General features: G+C 73.7%; 12 protein-coding genes, 1 tRNA gene and 1 pseudogene. 5 read left to right on the top strand and 9 right to left on the bottom strand.

Features of this window, described 5'->3' with window-relative positions; all coding sequences use genetic code 11:
- Nucleotides 1-21: 21 nt before the first annotated feature.
- Entirely contained in the window at nt 22-1,500 is a 1,479-nt protein-coding gene (locus tag AC0B61_RS15635) for a catalase (protein ID WP_471741197.1), read from the bottom strand.
- Between the two features lie 104 nt (nt 1,501-1,604).
- On the opposite strand from AC0B61_RS15635, the gene AC0B61_RS15630 reads away from it, so the two are divergent.
- On the top strand, nt 1,605-2,018 hold the full coding sequence (locus AC0B61_RS15630; protein ID WP_471741196.1) for a Fur family transcriptional regulator: 414 nt from the start codon (nt 1,605-1,607) through the stop codon (nt 2,016-2,018).
- Between the two features lie 33 nt (nt 2,019-2,051).
- On the opposite strand, the gene AC0B61_RS15625 is transcribed toward AC0B61_RS15630, so the two are convergent.
- The 3 genes from AC0B61_RS15625 to AC0B61_RS15615 form a co-directional block, all read right to left on the bottom strand.
- Entirely contained in the window at nt 2,052-4,025 is a 1,974-nt protein-coding gene (locus AC0B61_RS15625; protein ID WP_471741195.1) for a tetratricopeptide repeat protein, read from the bottom strand.
- A 366-nt stretch (nt 4,026-4,391) separates the two neighbouring features.
- Nucleotides 4,392-4,465: transfer RNA gene (locus AC0B61_RS15620), tRNA-Met, on the bottom strand.
- A 100-nt stretch (nt 4,466-4,565) separates the two neighbouring features.
- The gene (locus tag AC0B61_RS15615) at nt 4,566-7,574 is read right to left on the bottom strand and encodes a UPF0182 family membrane protein (RefSeq protein WP_471741194.1); all 3,009 of its coding nucleotides are present in this window, start codon (nt 7,572-7,574) and stop codon (nt 4,566-4,568) included.
- Nucleotides 7,575-7,792: 218 nt separating this feature from the next.
- Between AC0B61_RS15615 and AC0B61_RS15610 the strand changes: the two genes are divergently transcribed.
- On the top strand, nt 7,793-8,365 hold the full coding sequence (locus tag AC0B61_RS15610) for a PPA1309 family protein (protein ID WP_471741193.1): 573 nt from the start codon (nt 7,793-7,795) through the stop codon (nt 8,363-8,365).
- 36 nt (nt 8,366-8,401) lie between these two features.
- Here AC0B61_RS15610 and AC0B61_RS15605 read toward each other — a convergent pair whose 3' ends face one another.
- From AC0B61_RS15605 to AC0B61_RS15590, 4 genes are all read right to left on the bottom strand, one after another.
- The gene (locus AC0B61_RS15605; RefSeq protein WP_471741192.1) at nt 8,402-9,514 is read right to left on the bottom strand and encodes a YlbL family protein; all 1,113 of its coding nucleotides are present in this window, start codon (nt 9,512-9,514) and stop codon (nt 8,402-8,404) included.
- 42 nt (nt 9,515-9,556) lie between these two features.
- Complete coding sequence (locus AC0B61_RS15600; RefSeq protein WP_471741191.1) at nt 9,557-9,748, bottom strand: hypothetical protein; 192 nt, start codon at nt 9,746-9,748, stop codon at nt 9,557-9,559.
- Between the two features lie 211 nt (nt 9,749-9,959).
- The gene (locus AC0B61_RS15595) at nt 9,960-10,400 is read right to left on the bottom strand and encodes a molybdenum cofactor biosynthesis protein MoaE (RefSeq protein WP_471741190.1); all 441 of its coding nucleotides are present in this window, start codon (nt 10,398-10,400) and stop codon (nt 9,960-9,962) included.
- A 109-nt stretch (nt 10,401-10,509) separates the two neighbouring features.
- Entirely contained in the window at nt 10,510-11,658 is a 1,149-nt protein-coding gene (locus tag AC0B61_RS15590; protein ID WP_471741189.1) for an NAD-dependent epimerase/dehydratase family protein, read from the bottom strand.
- Between the two features lie 200 nt (nt 11,659-11,858).
- On the opposite strand from AC0B61_RS15590, the gene AC0B61_RS15585 reads away from it, so the two are divergent.
- Entirely contained in the window at nt 11,859-13,421 is a 1,563-nt protein-coding gene (locus tag AC0B61_RS15585) for a zinc-dependent metalloprotease (RefSeq protein WP_471741188.1), read from the top strand.
- On the top strand, nt 13,418-13,999 hold the full coding sequence (locus tag AC0B61_RS15580) for an NUDIX hydrolase (RefSeq protein ID WP_471741187.1): 582 nt from the start codon (nt 13,418-13,420) through the stop codon (nt 13,997-13,999). Before AC0B61_RS15585 ends, AC0B61_RS15580 begins: the two co-directional genes overlap by 4 nt.
- Before the next feature lie 105 nt (nt 14,000-14,104).
- Here the strand turns inward: AC0B61_RS15580 and AC0B61_RS15575 are convergent.
- Nucleotides 14,105-14,656 (bottom strand): annotated as a pseudogene (locus AC0B61_RS15575) (M48 metallopeptidase family protein); the annotation flags it as partial.
- Nucleotides 14,657-15,088: 432 nt separating this feature from the next.
- Between AC0B61_RS15575 and AC0B61_RS15570 the strand changes: the two are divergent.
- On the top strand, nt 15,089-16,177 hold the full coding sequence (locus AC0B61_RS15570; protein ID WP_471741186.1) for a TOMM precursor leader peptide-binding protein: 1,089 nt from the start codon (nt 15,089-15,091) through the stop codon (nt 16,175-16,177).
- The last annotated feature ends 45 nt before the right edge of the window (nt 16,178-16,222 follow it).

Below are 16,222 nucleotides of genomic sequence, written 5' to 3'. Positions count from 1 at the left end.
GCTCTGCCGGCCCGGCCGCGCCTACTGCTTCTTGCGCAGTTCCCGGACCGCCGTCTCCAGCCGCTGCCCGTAGTCGGCGTCGGCCTGGCGGAAGTTGTCGATCGCCCGTTCCACGATGTCCTCGCGGTCGGCCGAGACCTTGGCGATGAAGCCGGCCAGGTTGGCGATCAGCCGCTGCTTCTCCTCCGCCGAGTACAGCCGGTACAGGGCGCCGGCCTGCACGAAGTCGTCGTCCTCGGCGTGCGAGGGCGCGGCGTGGCTGCCGGTGGTGCCGTCGACGGCGGTCGCGGCCCACAGCGGCCGGCCGGTCTGCACGGGGCCGCCGAAGCTGTTCGGCTCGTAGTTCTTCTGCCGCCCGTGGCGCCCGTCGTACAGGTGGCCGTCGCGGCTGTTGGTGCGGGCCTCGGTGGCGTGCGGGCGGTTGACCGGCAGGTGGTCGGCGTTGATGCCGACCCGGTAGCGGTGGGCGTCGGCGTACGCGAACAGGCGGCCCTGCAGCATCTTGTCCGGGGAGGGGCCGATACCGGGCACGAAGTGCGCCGGGGAGAAGACCGACTGCTCGACCTCGGCGAAGACGTTGTCGGGGTTGCGGTTGAGCTCCAGCCGGCCGATCTCGATCGGCGGGTAGTCGGCGTGCGGCCAGACCTTGGTCAGGTCGAAGGGGTTGAAGCGGTAGGCCGCCGCGTCGGCCGCCGGCATGATCTGGACCTGCACGGTCCAGCCGGGGTGCTCGCCGCGCTCGATCGCCTGGCGCAGGTCGCGCTGGTGGCTGTCCGGGTCCTCGCCGGCGAGGGTGTTGGCCTCGGCCTGGGTGAGGTTGCGGATGCCCTGCTCGGTCTTGAAGTGGTACTTGACCCAGAAGTGCTCGCCGGCCTCGTTCTGCCACTGGTAGGTGTGCGAGCCGTAGCCGTTCATGTGCCGGTACGAGGCCGGGATGCCGCGGTCGCCGAACAGCCAGGTGACCTGGTGGGTGGCCTCGGGTGACAGGCCCCAGAAGTCCCAGACGTTGTCGGCCTCCTGGGAGCCGGTGTACGGGTCGCGCTTCTGGGTGTGGATGAAGTCGGGGAACTTGACGGCGTCCTTGATGAAGAACACCGGGGTGTTGTTGCCGACGAGGTCGTAGTTGCCCTCCTCGGTGTAGAACTTCAGCGCGAAGCCGCGCGGGTCGCGCACCGCGTCGGCCGCGCCGAGGTTGCCCGCGACGGTGGAGAAGCGCAGGAAGACCTCGGTCTGCCTGCCGATCCCGGACAGGAAGGCCGCCCGGGTCCAGGGCGTCACGTCGGCGGTGACCGTGAAGGTGCCGTACGCCCCGGCGCCGCGGGCGTGCACCACGCGCTCCGGGATCCGCTCGCGGTTGAAGTGCGCGAGTTTCTCGAACAGCAGCTGGTCCTGGATCAGGGCCGGGCCGCCGATGCCGGCGGTCTCGGTGTTCTGGTTGTCGGCGACGGGGGCACCCGCCTCGGTGGTGAGGGTCGGGCGCAGTTCGTCCTGCGTGGTCATGACGGGTGCCTCCACGGGGTCCGGTCGGGATGACACGATCCTAACTTGGACTTTGTCCAAGTCAACACTGGCACCAATACCGGACCTGACTTAGGCTGGATGCCATGAGCGATCTGCTGGAGAGACTGCGCGGACGCGGCTGGCGGCTGACCTCGCAGCGCCGCGTCGTGGCCGAGGTCCTCGACGGCGAGCACGTGCACCTCACCGCCGACGAGGTGCACGCCCGGGCCGCGGCCCGGCTGCCCGAGATCAGCCGCGCCACCGTCTACAACACGCTCGGCGAACTGGTCTCCCTCGGCGAGGTCCTGGAGGTCGCCACCGACGGCCGCGCCCGGCGCTACGACCCCAACGCGCACCGCGCCCACCAGCACCTGGTCTGCTCCGGCTGCGGCGCCGTCCGCGACGTCCACCCGTACGGCGACCCGCTCGCCGCGCTGCCCGCCGCCGAGCGCTACGGCTTCGCCGTCACCACCGCCGAGGTCACCTACCGCGGCCTGTGCCCCGACTGCCGCCCCTGACCGGCCGGGCAGGTTCGCCCACACCCGGGCTCGCTACGCGCTCAGCTCCGCGTGCAGCGCGCCCAGCAGCCGCCCGGCCCGCTCCGCGACCTCGGCCGGCCCGTAGTCGATCGCCCGCCGGCACCAGTTCTCCGCCTGCACCGGCTCGCCCCGGCGCAGCGCCAGCAGCGCGAGGCGCAGCGCGGCCCGCCCGTGCCCGGCGTCGGCGGCCCGGGTGTACCAGAGCATCGCCTCGGTCTCGCTGTCCTGCCGGGCCAGCAGCAGCCCCAGGTTGAACGCGGCGCTGCGGCTGCCGGCCTCGGCGGCCCGCCGGTACCAGCTCTCGGCGATCTCCAGCGCCCCGCGCTCGGCCGCCCGCACGCCCATCCGCACCTGCGCCCGCCGGTGCCCGGCGTCGGCCGCGAGCGCGTACCAGTGCTCGGCTTCCGCGTCCGCGTCGCCGCGCCGGTCCAGCAGCGAGGCCAGCCGGAACGCCCCCTCGGCCGAACCGCCCGCCGCCGCCTGCCGGTAGCGCTCCAGCGCCCCGGCCAGGTTGCCGCGCTGCTCCTGGACGACGGCCAGCTGCAGCGCCGCCTCGCCGTGCCCCTCGGCGGCGGCCCGCGCGTACCACTCCTGGGCCTGCCGCTGCTCGCCGCGCCCGGCGTGCAGGACGCCGAGGTTGAAGGCGCCGTCCACGCTGCCGGCCTCGGCGGCCTTGGAGAACCACGGCTCGGCGCCGGACTCGTCGCCGCGCTGCAGCAGGACCACGGCCAGCGCGTTGCACGCCTCCCGGTGCCCGGCGTATGCGGCCCGGCGGTACCACTGCTCGGCCTGCTGCTCGCGGCCGGTGCCGGCGCAGAGCAGGCCGAGGTTGAAGGCGCCGTTCTGGTCGCCCGCGTCCAGCGCGGCGCGGTACCAGCGCTCGGCCTCCCCGGGCCGGCCGCGGCTGGCGTGCAGGGCGCCCAGCGCGTTGGCGGCGTTGCCGTCCCCGGCTTCGGCGGCCTCCCGCCACCATTCGGCGGCGGCGGCCACCTCCCCGGAGTCGCGCAGCAGGAAGCCCAGCGCGCAGGCGGCGCGCGGCTCGCCGTTCTGCGCGGCCTGCCGGTACCAGCGGGCCGCCTCCTCCAGCAGGGACCGGTCGGTGCGGGCGCGCTCCTCCAGCAGCACGCCGAGGCGCAGCGCGGCGCGGGCGTGGCTGCGGGCGGCGGCGGTGCGGTACCAGGCCTCGGCGGTCTCCTTGTCCCCGGCGGCCTCGCGCATCCGGGCCAGCCGGTAGGCGGCCTCCCGGTGCCCGGCGTCGGCGGAGACCTTGAACCAGCGTTCGGCGCGCACGTCGCGCCGGTGCTCCATCAGATCGCCCAGGGCGTAGGCGCCCAGCGGGTGCCCGTGGTCGGCGGCGAAGTGCAGCCAGTACTCGGCGGCCTCCTCCTCGCCCTGGTCGCGCAGTTGCAGCCCGAGGGCGTGCGCGGCGGGCGCGCTGCCCGCGACGGCGGCCTGGCGCCACCACTGGCCGGCCTCGGCCCGGTGGCCCTGCTGGTGGAGCAGCACGCCGAGGTTGTTGGCGGCCGCGCGCAGTCCGGCGGCCGCGGCGGCGCGCAGGTACGGCTCGGCGTCCTCCAGGGCGCCGCGGCGCAGCAACAGGGTGCCCAGCCGGCCGGCGGCGTCCGGGTCGCCGCCGTCGGCGGCCTGCCGGTGCCGTGCTTCCAGTGCGGCGGACTCCCGGGCGGCCAGGGCGGTCTCGAAGCTGGTGGGGTCCAGGCCGGCCGGGTCGAGCGCGGCGCCGGAGGCGGGCTCCTCGCCGGCCCGTTCGCCGTACGCGCCGACGGCGGCGGCGAACTGACGGGTGGGCACGTGGATGAGGCTGTCGGGGCCGCAGCCGGGGGCGGGGCGCTCGGACAGACCGCTGGTGCGCTGGGCGGGCAGGGCTCCGGGGCGGCTGTCGGGGTTCTCGGGGCTCTCCGCCCAGGCGTCGGTGTCCGCTTCGGCGGCTGCCGCGGACTTGGCGCCTGACTTGCCGATCAGCCTCATGCCGACTCCCGCTCCCCCAGAGTGTCGCGGCATCGTGTCCCGGTGTGCGGCCGGGGGGACTGCCAGGAGAGGCGCCGGACCCGACGACCGGTCAGCGGCCGTGCACCGTCCCCCATGTGTCCCATCGTCGCATCACCCGCTACCCGCGTGCACCTGCCCCGGCCGAATTCGGGCGGGGCCGACCCGAAGCCGATGACATTGCTTCGACGCTTTGTCGATTTCCCGACACTTCCGCCCCACAAACCCCGATACCGTCCTCCTTGGCGACGGTCGATAGTACCGGAGCGGTTCCCACCGCTTCCGGGCGAGAAGGCCCCGGAAACACCAGAGGCCCGGAGGAAGGATCCTCCGGGCCTCTGGCCTTTGTAGCGGGGACAGGATTTGAACCTGCGACCTCTGGGTTATGAGCCCAGCGAGCTACCGAGCTGCTCCACCCCGCGTCGGTAGTTGAACTGTAGCACGGACGCGGGGTGGAACGGAAAACGGTTGCCGCAGCTCAGCGGGCCGGGGCCGGTGCGACGGCCGGGGCTGCCGCCGGGACTACGGCTGGGGGCTCGGCGATCCGGCGCCGGTGGCCCCCGGGGCGGGGGTGGCGCCCGGGGCCGGAGCCGGGCCGGCGCCCCGGGCGGCGTCCGCCGCCTTCAGCGCGTCGCCGAGGGCCTTCTGGGCGTTGCCGTAGGCCACCCAGTCGCCGTTCTTGAACGCGGTCTGGCTGTCGCCGTACGCCTTCGCCGCGTCCGAGAGCGCCTTCTGCAGCTCCGGCGAGATCGTGCCGCCCGGTGCCGGGGTGGCCGGTGCGGTGGGCGCGGGCGTCGCCGGGGAGGTCGGCGTCGTCGGAGAAGTCGGGGAGGTCGGAGAGGTCGGGGCCGTCCCGCTGCCCGGGTTGGACGCTGCGACCGGCGTCGCCGGCGGCGCCTGCCCGGCGAACAGCTTCTTCAGCGCGTCCTCCAGGGTGTTCTCGAACGCCACGTTGTCGTCCCCGTACACCGCCAGGACCTTCTGCAGCGTCGGGTACTTGGCGCCGCGTCCGCGCACGTACACCGGCTCGACGTTGAGCAGGCCGCCGCCGACCGGGAGGGTCAGCAGGTTGCCGTACTCCAGCTCGGTGTCACCGCCGGTCTTCAGCGCGTAGATCTGCGAGGCCACCTCCTGGCGGGAGTTGAACTTCGACTGCACCAGGCCCGGGCCGGGGGCGCCGGACTCGCCCGTCATCTTCAGGACCCGGATCTTCCCGTAGTCGTCGCCCGGGTCCGCGTTGACGGCCATGAACGCCGCCAGGTTCGGGCGCCCGTTGGGCACGAAGGAGCTGGTCAGCGAGAAGCTCGCGCCGGCGGCGTCCGGCATCCGCACCGTCACGTAGTACGGCGGCTGGACCTGCTTGGTGTCACTGGTCGGGTCCACCGGGACCTGCCAGATGTCGCTGCCGTTGAAGAAGGAGTTGGCGTCGGTCACGTGGTACTGGCCGAGCAGGTCGCGCTGCACCTTGAACATGTCCTGCGGGTAGCGCAGGTGCGGCAGCAGCGACTGCGGGATGTCCGCCTTCGGCTCGACGGTGCCCGGGAAGGCCTTCATCCAGGTCTTCAGCACCGGGTCCTTCTCGTCCCACTGGTAGAGCTTCACCTCGCCGGTGTAGGCGTCCACCGTGGCCTTGACCGAGTTGCGGATGTAGTTGACCTGGTTGGCGACGGTCAGCAGCTCACCGCGCTGGTTGGTCAGCGAGTCCTTGGTCGCGGCGCCCAGCGTCGTCTTCGACGAGAACGGGAAGCCGTCCGAGGTGGTGTAGCCGTCGACGACCCACACCACGTGGCCGTTCTGCACCACCGGGTACGGGTCGGCGTCGATCGACAGCCACGGCGCGACCTTCTCCACCCGCTCCTTCGGCGTCCGGTTGTAGATCACCTTGGCGCCGTCGGTGATCGCCCCCGCGTAGAGGATCTGCGGCTCGGTGAAGTGCACCGCGTACGCGGCCCGGGTGATCGGGTTGTCCAGCGAGACGCCGCCGGCGCCGCCGTACGTGTACTCGACGTTCTGGCCGGTCTTGACGTCGGTGTAGTCGATCTCCTTGTTCGAGCCGCCGACGATCGAGTACGTCGTCGTCTTCTCGCCGTAGTAGATCCGCTGCTCGTAGTCGCCCAGCGCGCCGGTGGCCGGCAGGCCGGACTCGGTGAACACCGGGCCGCCCTTGTCGTCGACCTGGTTGCCCTTGGCGACGGCCGCGCCGTAGCCGTGGGTGTACTTGAAGTGGTCGTTGATCCAGTTGCGCTGCACGCCGTTGAGGTCGAGCTCGCGCAGGCCGATCACGGTGTCCTGCTTGTCCGCGCCCTTGCCGTAGCGGTCCACGTCCAGCGTGCTCGGGAAGGCGTAGTAGTTGCGCTGCTGCTCCAGCGACTGGAACGTCTGCGAGACGATGTTCGGGTCCAGCAGCCGGACGTCCGCGATGGTCTGCGCGTCCGGCTTGAGCGCGTCACCGTTGGTCGAGCCCTGCGGGCTGTACGGCGTGGTCTGCGCGGCCGCGATCCCGTACGCCTGCCGCGTCGCGTCGATGTTCTTCTGGATGTACGGCGTCTCCTTGGCCTGCTCGTTCGGCTTGACCTGGAACTGCTGCACGATCGCCGGGTACAGCCCGCCGATCAGCACCGCCGACAGCACCATCAGCCCCAGCCCGATCAGGGCCGGCGCCCAGGTGCGGCGGATCGGCGTCAGGAAGAACAGCACCGCGCAGATGATCGCGACGAAGAACAGGATGGTCTTCGCCGGCAGGAACGCGTTGGCGTCCACGTAGCGCAGGCCCGTCCAGCCCGAAACCCCCTTGTACGAACCGGTCTTGACCGCCAGCGCGTACCGGTCCAGCCAGTAGGCGACGGCCTTCAGCAGCACGAACACGCCCAGCAGCACCGCCAGGTGCCCCTGCGCGCCCGCGCTCGCCCGCCGGCCCGGCCCCTGCAGCCGCAGCCCGCCGTACAAGTAGTGCACCAGCGCCGAGGTCAGCAGCGAGACGATCACCGCGCTGAACGCGAAGCCCAGCACGAACTCGTAGAACGGCAGGTCGAAGGCGTAGAAGGAGACGTCCATGCCGAACTGGGCGTCCTTCTCACCGAAGGGCGTCGCGTTCGTCCACATCAGCCAGGTCCGCCACTGCCCGGACGCCGCGGCGCCCGCCACCAGGCCGATCACCAGCGAGACGCCGATCAGCGCCCAGCGCTTGAACGGCGCCAGGCCCGCCCGGTAGCGGTCCAGGCTCTGCTGCTCCACCGACATCGCCGACAGCGGCGGCCGAAGCCGGTGCGCCAGCCAGATGTTGACGCCGACGATCACCGCCATCAGCAGGCCGAACACGGCGAACAGCCCGATCTTCGTCCACAGCTGCGTGGTGAACACCGAGGAGTAGTGGACCGACCTGAACCACAGCCAGTCCGTCCAGAACCCCGCGAACATGACGAACAGCAGGAACAGCACCGCGAGTACGCCCAGGGTCAGCAGGGCCACCCGCGCGCGCCGGGAGGGCGGCCCGACCCTTCGCCGGAAACCCGGTCCTGAGCGTTCCGGCATCTGGAATACCACGGTGGCACCTCAGCTGTGTCGTCTGGGAATCGGTCGGTCGTCAGAGCAACTTAACCAGGCTTCGGCCGAGTTCCCACCGTTAGCAGACGGTTACGACGGCTCCCCGGCCCCTCCCCGGCCCCGGCGTCCTCGCCGGGAGCCCGCCCGGCCCGCCCCCGCCGGGCCGCCCGGCGGCCACGCCCGGCCCGGCGTGTGAGGATTGAGGCATGTCCGACGCGCCTGATCTGAACAACTCCCCCGACGACGTCTCCAAGCTCCCGGCCGCCACCCCGCTCACCCGGGCCGCGCTGGAGATCGACGAGTACGCCGCCACCCTCGGCTGGGACCTCCCGGCCCGGCTGTTCGCCCTGGTGGACAGCGCCGCCCTGCGCAAGGCCGACCCCCGGATCGCCGAGCAGCTCGGCCTCTCCGGCACCGACGAGCCCGGCCTCACCCCGGTCGAGCAGGACGAACTGCCGGCCGGCATGGAGCTCGACAAGTTCCTCGGCACCATCGCCTGGCCCGACGCGGTGGCCGGCTGCGCCCTGGTCGTCGAGCGCCTGATGCTGCCGCCGGGCGCCGAGCAGTCCCGCCCGCGAGGCGCCACCGACGCCCAGCTCGCCGACTGGGTGGCCAATCACCCCAAGCGCGAGGAGGTGCGGATCACCGCCGCCGTGCTGCGCGACGGCCGGAAGGAGATCGCCCTGCGGCTGCGCTCCAAGGACGTCGCCCGCGAGGTGCTGACCGGCCCGGACCTGGTGCCCGGTCTGACCGAAGCCCTGCTGGCGACCTTCTCCTGAGGCCCGCGCCGGGTAGGGGCCCGCTGCGGCCGGCCCCTACGCGGCGGGGCAGGAGGGCAGGGCGGAGGTCTGCCCGGAGCGGATCTGCTCCAGCGACTTCAACGCGCCGTCCAGGGTGTCCGTCCTGATCAGGGTCAGCCCGGACGGGATGCTCTTGGTGGCCTCGGCGCAGTTCGAGGACGGGGTGAAGAAGTACTGGGCCCCGGCGTCCCGGGCGGCGATCAGCTTCATCGATATCCCGCCGATCGGGCCGACCTTGCCGTCGTCGTCGATGGTGCCGGTGCCTGCGACGAACCGGCCGCCGGTGAGGTCCCCGCCCGGGGTCAGCTTGTCGATGATGCCGAGCGAGAACATCAGCCCGGCGCTCGGGCCGCCGACGTCCTGCAGGCCGATGTCGATCTGGAACGGGTAGGTGTGCCGGAGCCCGGTGCCGATGCCGACCACCGCGAGCTCGGCCCGCTCGGCCGGGGCCTTCGGGTCGAGGTCCCTGGCCCGTACGGTCGGGACGGTGACGTCGGTCCTGGTGCCCGGGGCGGCGGCCCCGCCGGCGGCGTCCTTGACCCGCGGCACGACGGTGAAGACCACGGACTCGCCCGGCTTGTGCCTGGTGACGGCGGCGACCACCTGGTCGACCGAGCCGACCGGCGCGCCGTCGACGGCCACGATCTGGTCGCCCGCGTGCAGCCTGCCCTCGGCCGGGGCGCCCGCGGTGACCGTCTTGACGATCAGCTCGCTGCCGACCGGGACGCCCAGCTGCTTGAGCGCGGCGGTGCGGGCGCTGTCCTCGGAGGAGGCGAACTCCTCGGCGTTCTGCTTCTTGGCGTCGGCGTCCGTCTGCCCCTTCGGGTAGACGTTGTCGTGCGGTACCACCAGCACGTCGCCGCGCAGCCAGCCGACCACCGCGTTGACCAGGCTGGGCTCGTACTTGGCCCCGGTGACCTGGACGGTCGTCATGTTGAGGTGCCCGGTGGTCGGGTAGGAGTCGTGCCCCGTGACGCTGATCACCGGCTTGCCGCCCTGGTGGCCGAGCGTGTTGTACGTCGGCCCCGGGCTCATCTCCGTGTACGGCACCTTCATCAGCACCGAGACGCAGAGCAGCGCTATGAGCAGGAGGGTGGCAGCGAGCATCGTCGCGGAGCGGCGTGGCATGCGTCGACAGTACGGGACGCGGGCGAAGCGGCGCCCGCCGGGCTACCGGCCGACGTGCTCGCCGGGGGCCGCGGTCCCGGCCGTGGTGCGCTCCATGGCGGCCATGAAGCGCCGGTGCTCGGCGAGTGAGGCCGGATCCCCCGTGGCCCGCGGCGCCCGCTGGGCCCAGCCCGCCCAGAGGGCGGCGAGGAGGACGGCGACTACCGGAATGATCAGCCAGGCGAGCGCACCCATGTCAGTACTCCCAGCTCGTCGTGTCTATGAGCAGACTAACCACTCCGGCGGACAACGCGGCCGGCGCCGTCCGGGTTACGGGACGGCCGATCGGCTCACTTCCAGGGAGTATTCGGGGCACCGCCACGGGCCCGTTCGAGTGAGGCCCCGGCGCGCCTGACCCGACGGATGCCCGCGGTGTGCGGCCGGTCGCGCCGGACCGGCCCCGGGCTCAGCAGCCTCCGGCGCCGACCCACTCCTCGTCGCCGTCGGCGAAGACCTGGTGCTTCCAGATCGGCACCTCGTGCTTGAGGTCGTCGATCAGCCGGCGGGCGGCCGCGAAGGCCTCGCCGCGGTGGGCGCAGGAGACGGCGACGATCACGGCCTTGTCGGTGATCTCCAGCCGGCCGATCCGGTGGACCGCGGCGAGCGCCCGGACCGGGAAGTCCGCGACGACCTTCTCGGCGATCCGCCGCATCTCCTGCTCGGCGGTGGGGTGGCAGCTGTACTCCAGCGCGGCGACCGACTTGCCGCCGTCGTGGTCACGGACCGTCCCGACGAAGACGGTGGTGCCGCCGGCCGCGTCGTCGCCGACCGCCTCGTACACCTCGTCCAGCGAGAGCGGGGTGTCGCGCACGGCGAGCAGGCGGATGGGGTCGTGGTTCTCGGACATGCCCCCATGATTCCTCATCCGACACCCCTGGAGGCAAGGGTCTTCCGCATCACGATGTCGAAATTTCGCATCGTGAGAAACGGACGCCGGCCGGGCGCCCGGCGCCGGATCAGAACCGGCGCCGCTTGCGGGCCCGGCGCACCAGCGCCGCCGTACCGACCAGCGCCACCGTCGCCCCGGCCGCCCCCAGACTGGTCGCCGCCTCCTTCCCGCCCAGCCGGCGCCCCGCCACCGCGTGCTTGCCGGACACCTGCGCCAGCAGCTCGGCCAGCACCTGCTCGTTGGTGTGCGCCGGACGCCAGCCCGCCTCGTACAGCCGGCTGCCGGACACCACCCACGGGTACATCGTGTACGCCAGGTCCCCCGCCGGGGCCGGGGTCAGGCCCAGCCGGTGCAGCCGGGCCGCCGTGCCGAGCGCCAGCGCGGCCGGCAGCTCCATCCGCCGGATCCCCGACAGCCGCTCCACGTCCTCCTGCTCCAGCCAGCCGTCGCAGCCGACCGTCACCTCGCCCTCGACCAGGCCCAGCGCCGCGTACTCCAGCGCCGCCGCCAGGTCGTCCACGTGGCAGAACTGCCAGCACGGGCGCGAGCCGGCCACCACCAGCAGCCGGGGCGCCTCGAAGTGCCGGGTCAGCACGGTGTCCACGCCGGGGCCCACCACCACCGCCGGGCGCAGCACCGTCACCTGCAGCCCCGGGTGGGCGCGCGGAGCCCGGCGGGCCAGCCGCTCGATCTCCAGCAGCTCCCCGACCAGCGAGGCCTCCTCGGTCGCCCGCAGCTCCGAGTCCTCCGCCAGCGGCACCTCGTTGTCCGCCAGCGCGCCGTAGACCATCGCCGAGGTGCACAGCACCACCCGGTGCACCCCGGCGGCCGCGGCCGCGGTCAGCACCGTCTGCGCGCCGCGCACGTTGTAGGCGCTGCGGGCCCGCGGGTCGGACTCCATGCCGAAGTCCATCGCCAGGTGCACCACGACGTCGACCCCGGCCAGCCGCTCGGCCACCGCCGGATCCCGCACGTCCAGCACCCGCCACTGCACGCCCGGCACGTCACCGCGCCGGTCGTCCACCGCCAGGACCTTCCGCACGTGCGGGGAGGCCACCAGCCGCGCCGCGACCCGCTCGCCCAGCACGCCGGCGGCACCCGTCACCGCCACGGTCAGCGGCCGCCCGCCGTAGGCTGGAGGCGGTGACGCCGTGGTGTCCGAGGCGTCCTGTCCTCCGGTCAGCCCAGAGCGAACGTCCGAGGGCGGGGAACTCACCGACCATCCTCCACGGTTAGCTTTATGTGCGTACGGACGTGTGTCACGTACGCCCATCCTGCCCGAGGCGAAGGCCCGGCGGTGCACCCGGCGCGGGCCAGCCGTGCGGGAGCCGCCCCCGAGTCCCCCGCTCCGCCGCCGCCCCGGGCACAGACTTCCCCCGCCACACCCGTATGACGGCCGACCGGATCGAGGACCCCGTGAGCGACCTTCCCTTCGGATTCGGCGTTCCGCCCGAGGAGCCCGAGGACGGCAAGGCCAAGCCTGACGACGCGCAGAACAAGAACCAGGACCAGCCCGGCGGCGACTCCGACGGCGGCCCGCAGCCGTTCGGCTTCGGAGGCGGCAACCCCTTCGGCGCGCTCTTCGGCATGCCCGGTGCCCCGGGCGGCCCCGGCGGCGGCGGAGCCGACAACCCCTTCGCCGCGATGTTCGGCGGCACGAACCCCGGCGACCTCGGCGCCGCCTTCCAGCAGCTCGGGCAGATGCTCTCGTTCGAGGGCGGCCCGGTGAACTGGGAGCTCGCCACCAACATCGCCCGCCAGAGCGTCGTCGCGGAGCCCGCCGAGGGCAAGAGCAAGGACCGCTCGGTCAGCGCCGCCGAGCGCTCCGCCGTCGCCGAGGCCGTCCGCCTGGCCGACCTCTGGCTCGACGGCTCCACCGAGTTCCCCTCCGGTGCCGCCGGCGCCGTCGCCTGGAGCCGCGCCGAGTGGATCGAGGCCACCCTCCCGGTCTGGAAGGACCTGGTCGACCCGGTCGCCGAGCGGGTCGGCAACGCCATGGGCGGCGTCCTGCCCGAGGAGATGCAGGCCATGGCCGGCCCGCTGATGGGCATGATGCGCTCCATGGGCGGCGCCATGTTCGGCACCCAGATCGGCCAGGCGCTCGGCGCGCTCGCCGCCGAGGTGGTCGGCTCCGCCGACATCGGCCTGCCGCTCGCCCCGGCCGGCAAGGCCGCGCTGCTGCCGCAGAACGTCGCCGAGTTCGGCGAGGGCCTGAGCGTGCCCGCCGACGAGGTCCGGCTCTACCTCGCCTTGCGCGAAGCCGCCCACCAGCGCCTCTTCGCCCACGTGCCGTGGCTGCGCGCCCACCTGCTGGGCGCCGTCGAGGCCTACGCCCGCGGCATCAAGGTCGACACCTCCCGCATGGAGGAGCTCGTCGGCCAGCTCGACCCGGGCAACCCCGAAGCACTCCAGGACGCCCTGGCCGGCGGCCTCCTCCAGCCCGAGGACACCCCCGAGCAGAAGGCCGCGCTCGCCCGCCTGGAGACCGCGCTCGCGCTCGTCGAGGGCTGGGTCGACGCCGTCGTGCACGACGCCGCCCGACCGCACCTGCCGCAGGCCGGCGCCCTGCGCGAGACCGTCCGCCGCCGCCGCGCGGCCGGCGGCCCCGCCGAGCAGACCTTCGCCACCCTGGTCGGCCTGGAGCTGCGCCCGCGCCGCCTGCGCGACGCCTCCCGGCTGTGGGCGCTGCTCGCCGACGCCCGCGGCGTCGAGGGCCGCGACGCGCTCTGGCAGCACCCGGACATGCTGCCCACCGCCGCCGACCTGGACGACCCGGACGCCTTCGTGCACCGCGGCTCCGCGGACGGCCTGGAGGGCGGCTTCGACTTCGACGCGCTCGACAAGCTGCTCGGCGAGGCCGCGGCCGGCAAGCCCGACCTCACCAAGGGCGGCGAGAAGCCGAAGACCGACGGCACCGACACCGGCACCGACACTGACACCGGCACTGGCACCGACGGGAAGGGCGAGCCCACCGCATGACGGACACCGCCTCGTCCACCCTGCACACGGACGCTGTCCGCACCCTGACCGCCTGGCAGCCCGCCGACGCGGACCAGGAGCAGCTGCGGCTCGACTACCTGGAGCACCTGGCCGCCCAGCCCGACGGCCTGTACCGGTCCTGCCTGCCCGCACACATCACCGCGAGCGCGGCGGTCGTCGACCCGGCGGCCGGGCGGGTGCTGCTCACCCTGCACCCCAAGGTCGGCATGTGGCTGCAGATGGGCGGCCACTGCGAGCCCGGCGACCGCGACCTCGCCTCGGCCGCGCTGCGCGAGGCCGTCGAGGAGTCCGGCATCCCCGACCTGGTCCTGCTCGCGGCGGACGACGCCCCCGTACCGGCCAAGCTGGACCGCCACCTGGTCCGCTGCACCGGCAAGGACCGGCCGGAGAACACCCACCTGGACGTCCAGTACATCGCCCTCGCCCCGGCCGGCGCGCAGGCGCTGATCAGCGAGGAGTCGCTGGACCTGCGCTGGTTCGACTACGACCGCCTGCCGGAGCTCACCGACCACTCGGTGCGCGACCTGGTGGCGCGGGCACGGCGGCTGACCGGTTGAGGTGAGACCTCGAAGAGGGGCGCTGGCCGATACGGCCCGCGCCCCTCTTTCCTGCCCTTTCCCTACCCTCCGTGGCCGCCGCTCCGCCCTCAGCCTCAGCCGCGCTCAGCCGCAGGACGCGGCCGGGTCCGGCCCGGGCGAGGCGTGCCGGGCGCCGGGGATGTGCGGCAGCCGGGCCGCGGAGACCACGCCCTCCAGGTAGCCGCGGGCCCGCTCCGTCCGGGGGTAGGCCTCCAGCAGCGCCCAGAACGCCGGGCCGTGGTCCGGCACCAGCAGGTGCGCCAGCTCGTGCAGCAGCACGTAGTCGAGCACGTACTCCGGCATGCCCTGGAGCCGGTGGGAGAGGCGGATCGTGCCCTCGCTCGGGGTGCAGGAGCCCCAGCGCGAGTTCTGGTTGGTGACCCAGCGGACGTGGGCGGGGTGGGCGCGACCCTCCAGGTAGACCGCCGACAGCTCACTGGCCCGGGCCATCAGCGCCTCGTCGCCGGGGATCCGCCGGGACTCCTGGGCGGCGAGCTTCTCCAGCATCTGCGCGACCCAGCGCTGCTCCTCGGCGTGCGACATCCGGGCCGGGATCAGCACGACGGTGCGGTCGCCCTCGCGGTACGCGGAGACGGTGCGGCTGCGGCGGGCGCTGCGCCGCACCTCGACCCGGCTGCGGTCGAGCGGCTCAGGGGAGGCGGCCCCCGCCGACGGGTGCTGCTGCGACGCCGGCCTCGGCTGCTGCGGCTGGTCCGGGCGCCCGCGCGTGTTCGGCGTCGCCGTCTGTGACCCGGATGCCGCACGGGCACGCCGACGCGACGCCGGTGGATGGGAGTCCCGCTCGGCTGCCATGGCACACGACGTTACCCGGTACCACGGACAGAAGTCCGCTGCCATGGCCGGAATCTTTCATGGAGTGATCGGGAACGAAAAGTCGACGAGGGGTGTCCGGAAACCGACGTCGGCGCGGATGGCCGGTTATCCACAGGGGGTGCGAACCGATCCTGTGATCATGTGCACGGACCTGTGGATAACTTTCCGCACGCCCTCGGCGCGATGGGGCAAGCTGCGGTCAGCCGTCCGGAAACGATCGGAAGGGAGATCGTCGTGCGCCTCGCGTTGAAGCCCGCTCTGTCCCGCAGCTGGCGGGACTCCGAGACCCTGCAGTTCGGCACCGTCACCCGCTTCGCGGGGGTGCTCGGCAACGCCGACCAGACCCTGTGCGAATTCCTCGGGCTGCTCGACGGCACGCGCGGCCGGCCCGAGCTCCTGGAGGCCGGCGAGCGGATCGGGCTCGGCCGGGAGCCGGCCGACACGCTGCTGACCGAACTGGAGGAGACCGGGCTGCTGGACGACGCGGAGGCGTCCGACACGGCGCTGGCCCGCTTCCCCCAGCCGCATCGGGACCTGCTCGGGCCCGACCTCGCCTCGCTCTCCCTGGTCCACTCCGGCCCGGGCGCCGGCCCAGCGGTGCTGGGCCGCCGGGCCGACGCCCGGATCGAGGTGCGCGGCGCGGGCCGGGTCGGCGCCGCCGTGGCGGCGGTGCTCGCCGCGGGCGGAACGGGCACGGTCACCGTCGCCGACGGCGGCCGGGTGAAACCGGGCGACTGCTCCCCGGCGGGGCTGCCACCCGTCGACATCGGGCGGCTGCGCTCGACGGCGGCGCGGGAGGCGGTGCAGCGCGCCACCGGCCGGCCGGCCGTGCCGGCACCGCGCCGGAAGCCGGGCGATCCACCGCCGGACTTCGTGGTCCTCGCGCCGCGGGACGGAAGCGCCGCCTTCGCCGGCGGGACGTACGAGGCCCGGCTGCTGCTCCGGGCCGGGGTGCCGCACCTGTACGTGGGCGTGGTCGAGGAGTTCGGCATCGTCGGGCCGCTGGTGATCCCCGGAATGTCGGCGTGCGGGCACTGCCTGGTACTGCGCAGGGAGGACGAGGACGCGGCCTGGCCGAGGGTGCTGGCCCAGCTGGCGCACGAGGGCCCGGGGCGGGCCCGCACACCGGCCTGCGACACGGCTCTGGCGACGGCCGTCGCCGGGCTCGCCGCGCTGCAGGTGCAGGTGTACCTGGACGGCGGCCGGCCACCGAGCGTGGACGGGTGGTGCGAGGTGTCGGCGAGCGACGGCATGGCCCGGCGGCTCCGGTTGCGCGGGCACCCGGACTGCGGGTGCCTGTGGCAGCCGCTGCCCCCCGGGTGAGACGCCCCGGGGACAAGCAGGAGCCGGGAGGCGGGAGGCGGGCGG

It is taken from the genome of Kitasatospora sp. NPDC023385 (assembly GCF_055664045.1).
The sequence above is the reverse complement of the archived record's forward strand: the minus strand, read 5'-3'. Positions and strand labels throughout refer to the sequence as shown.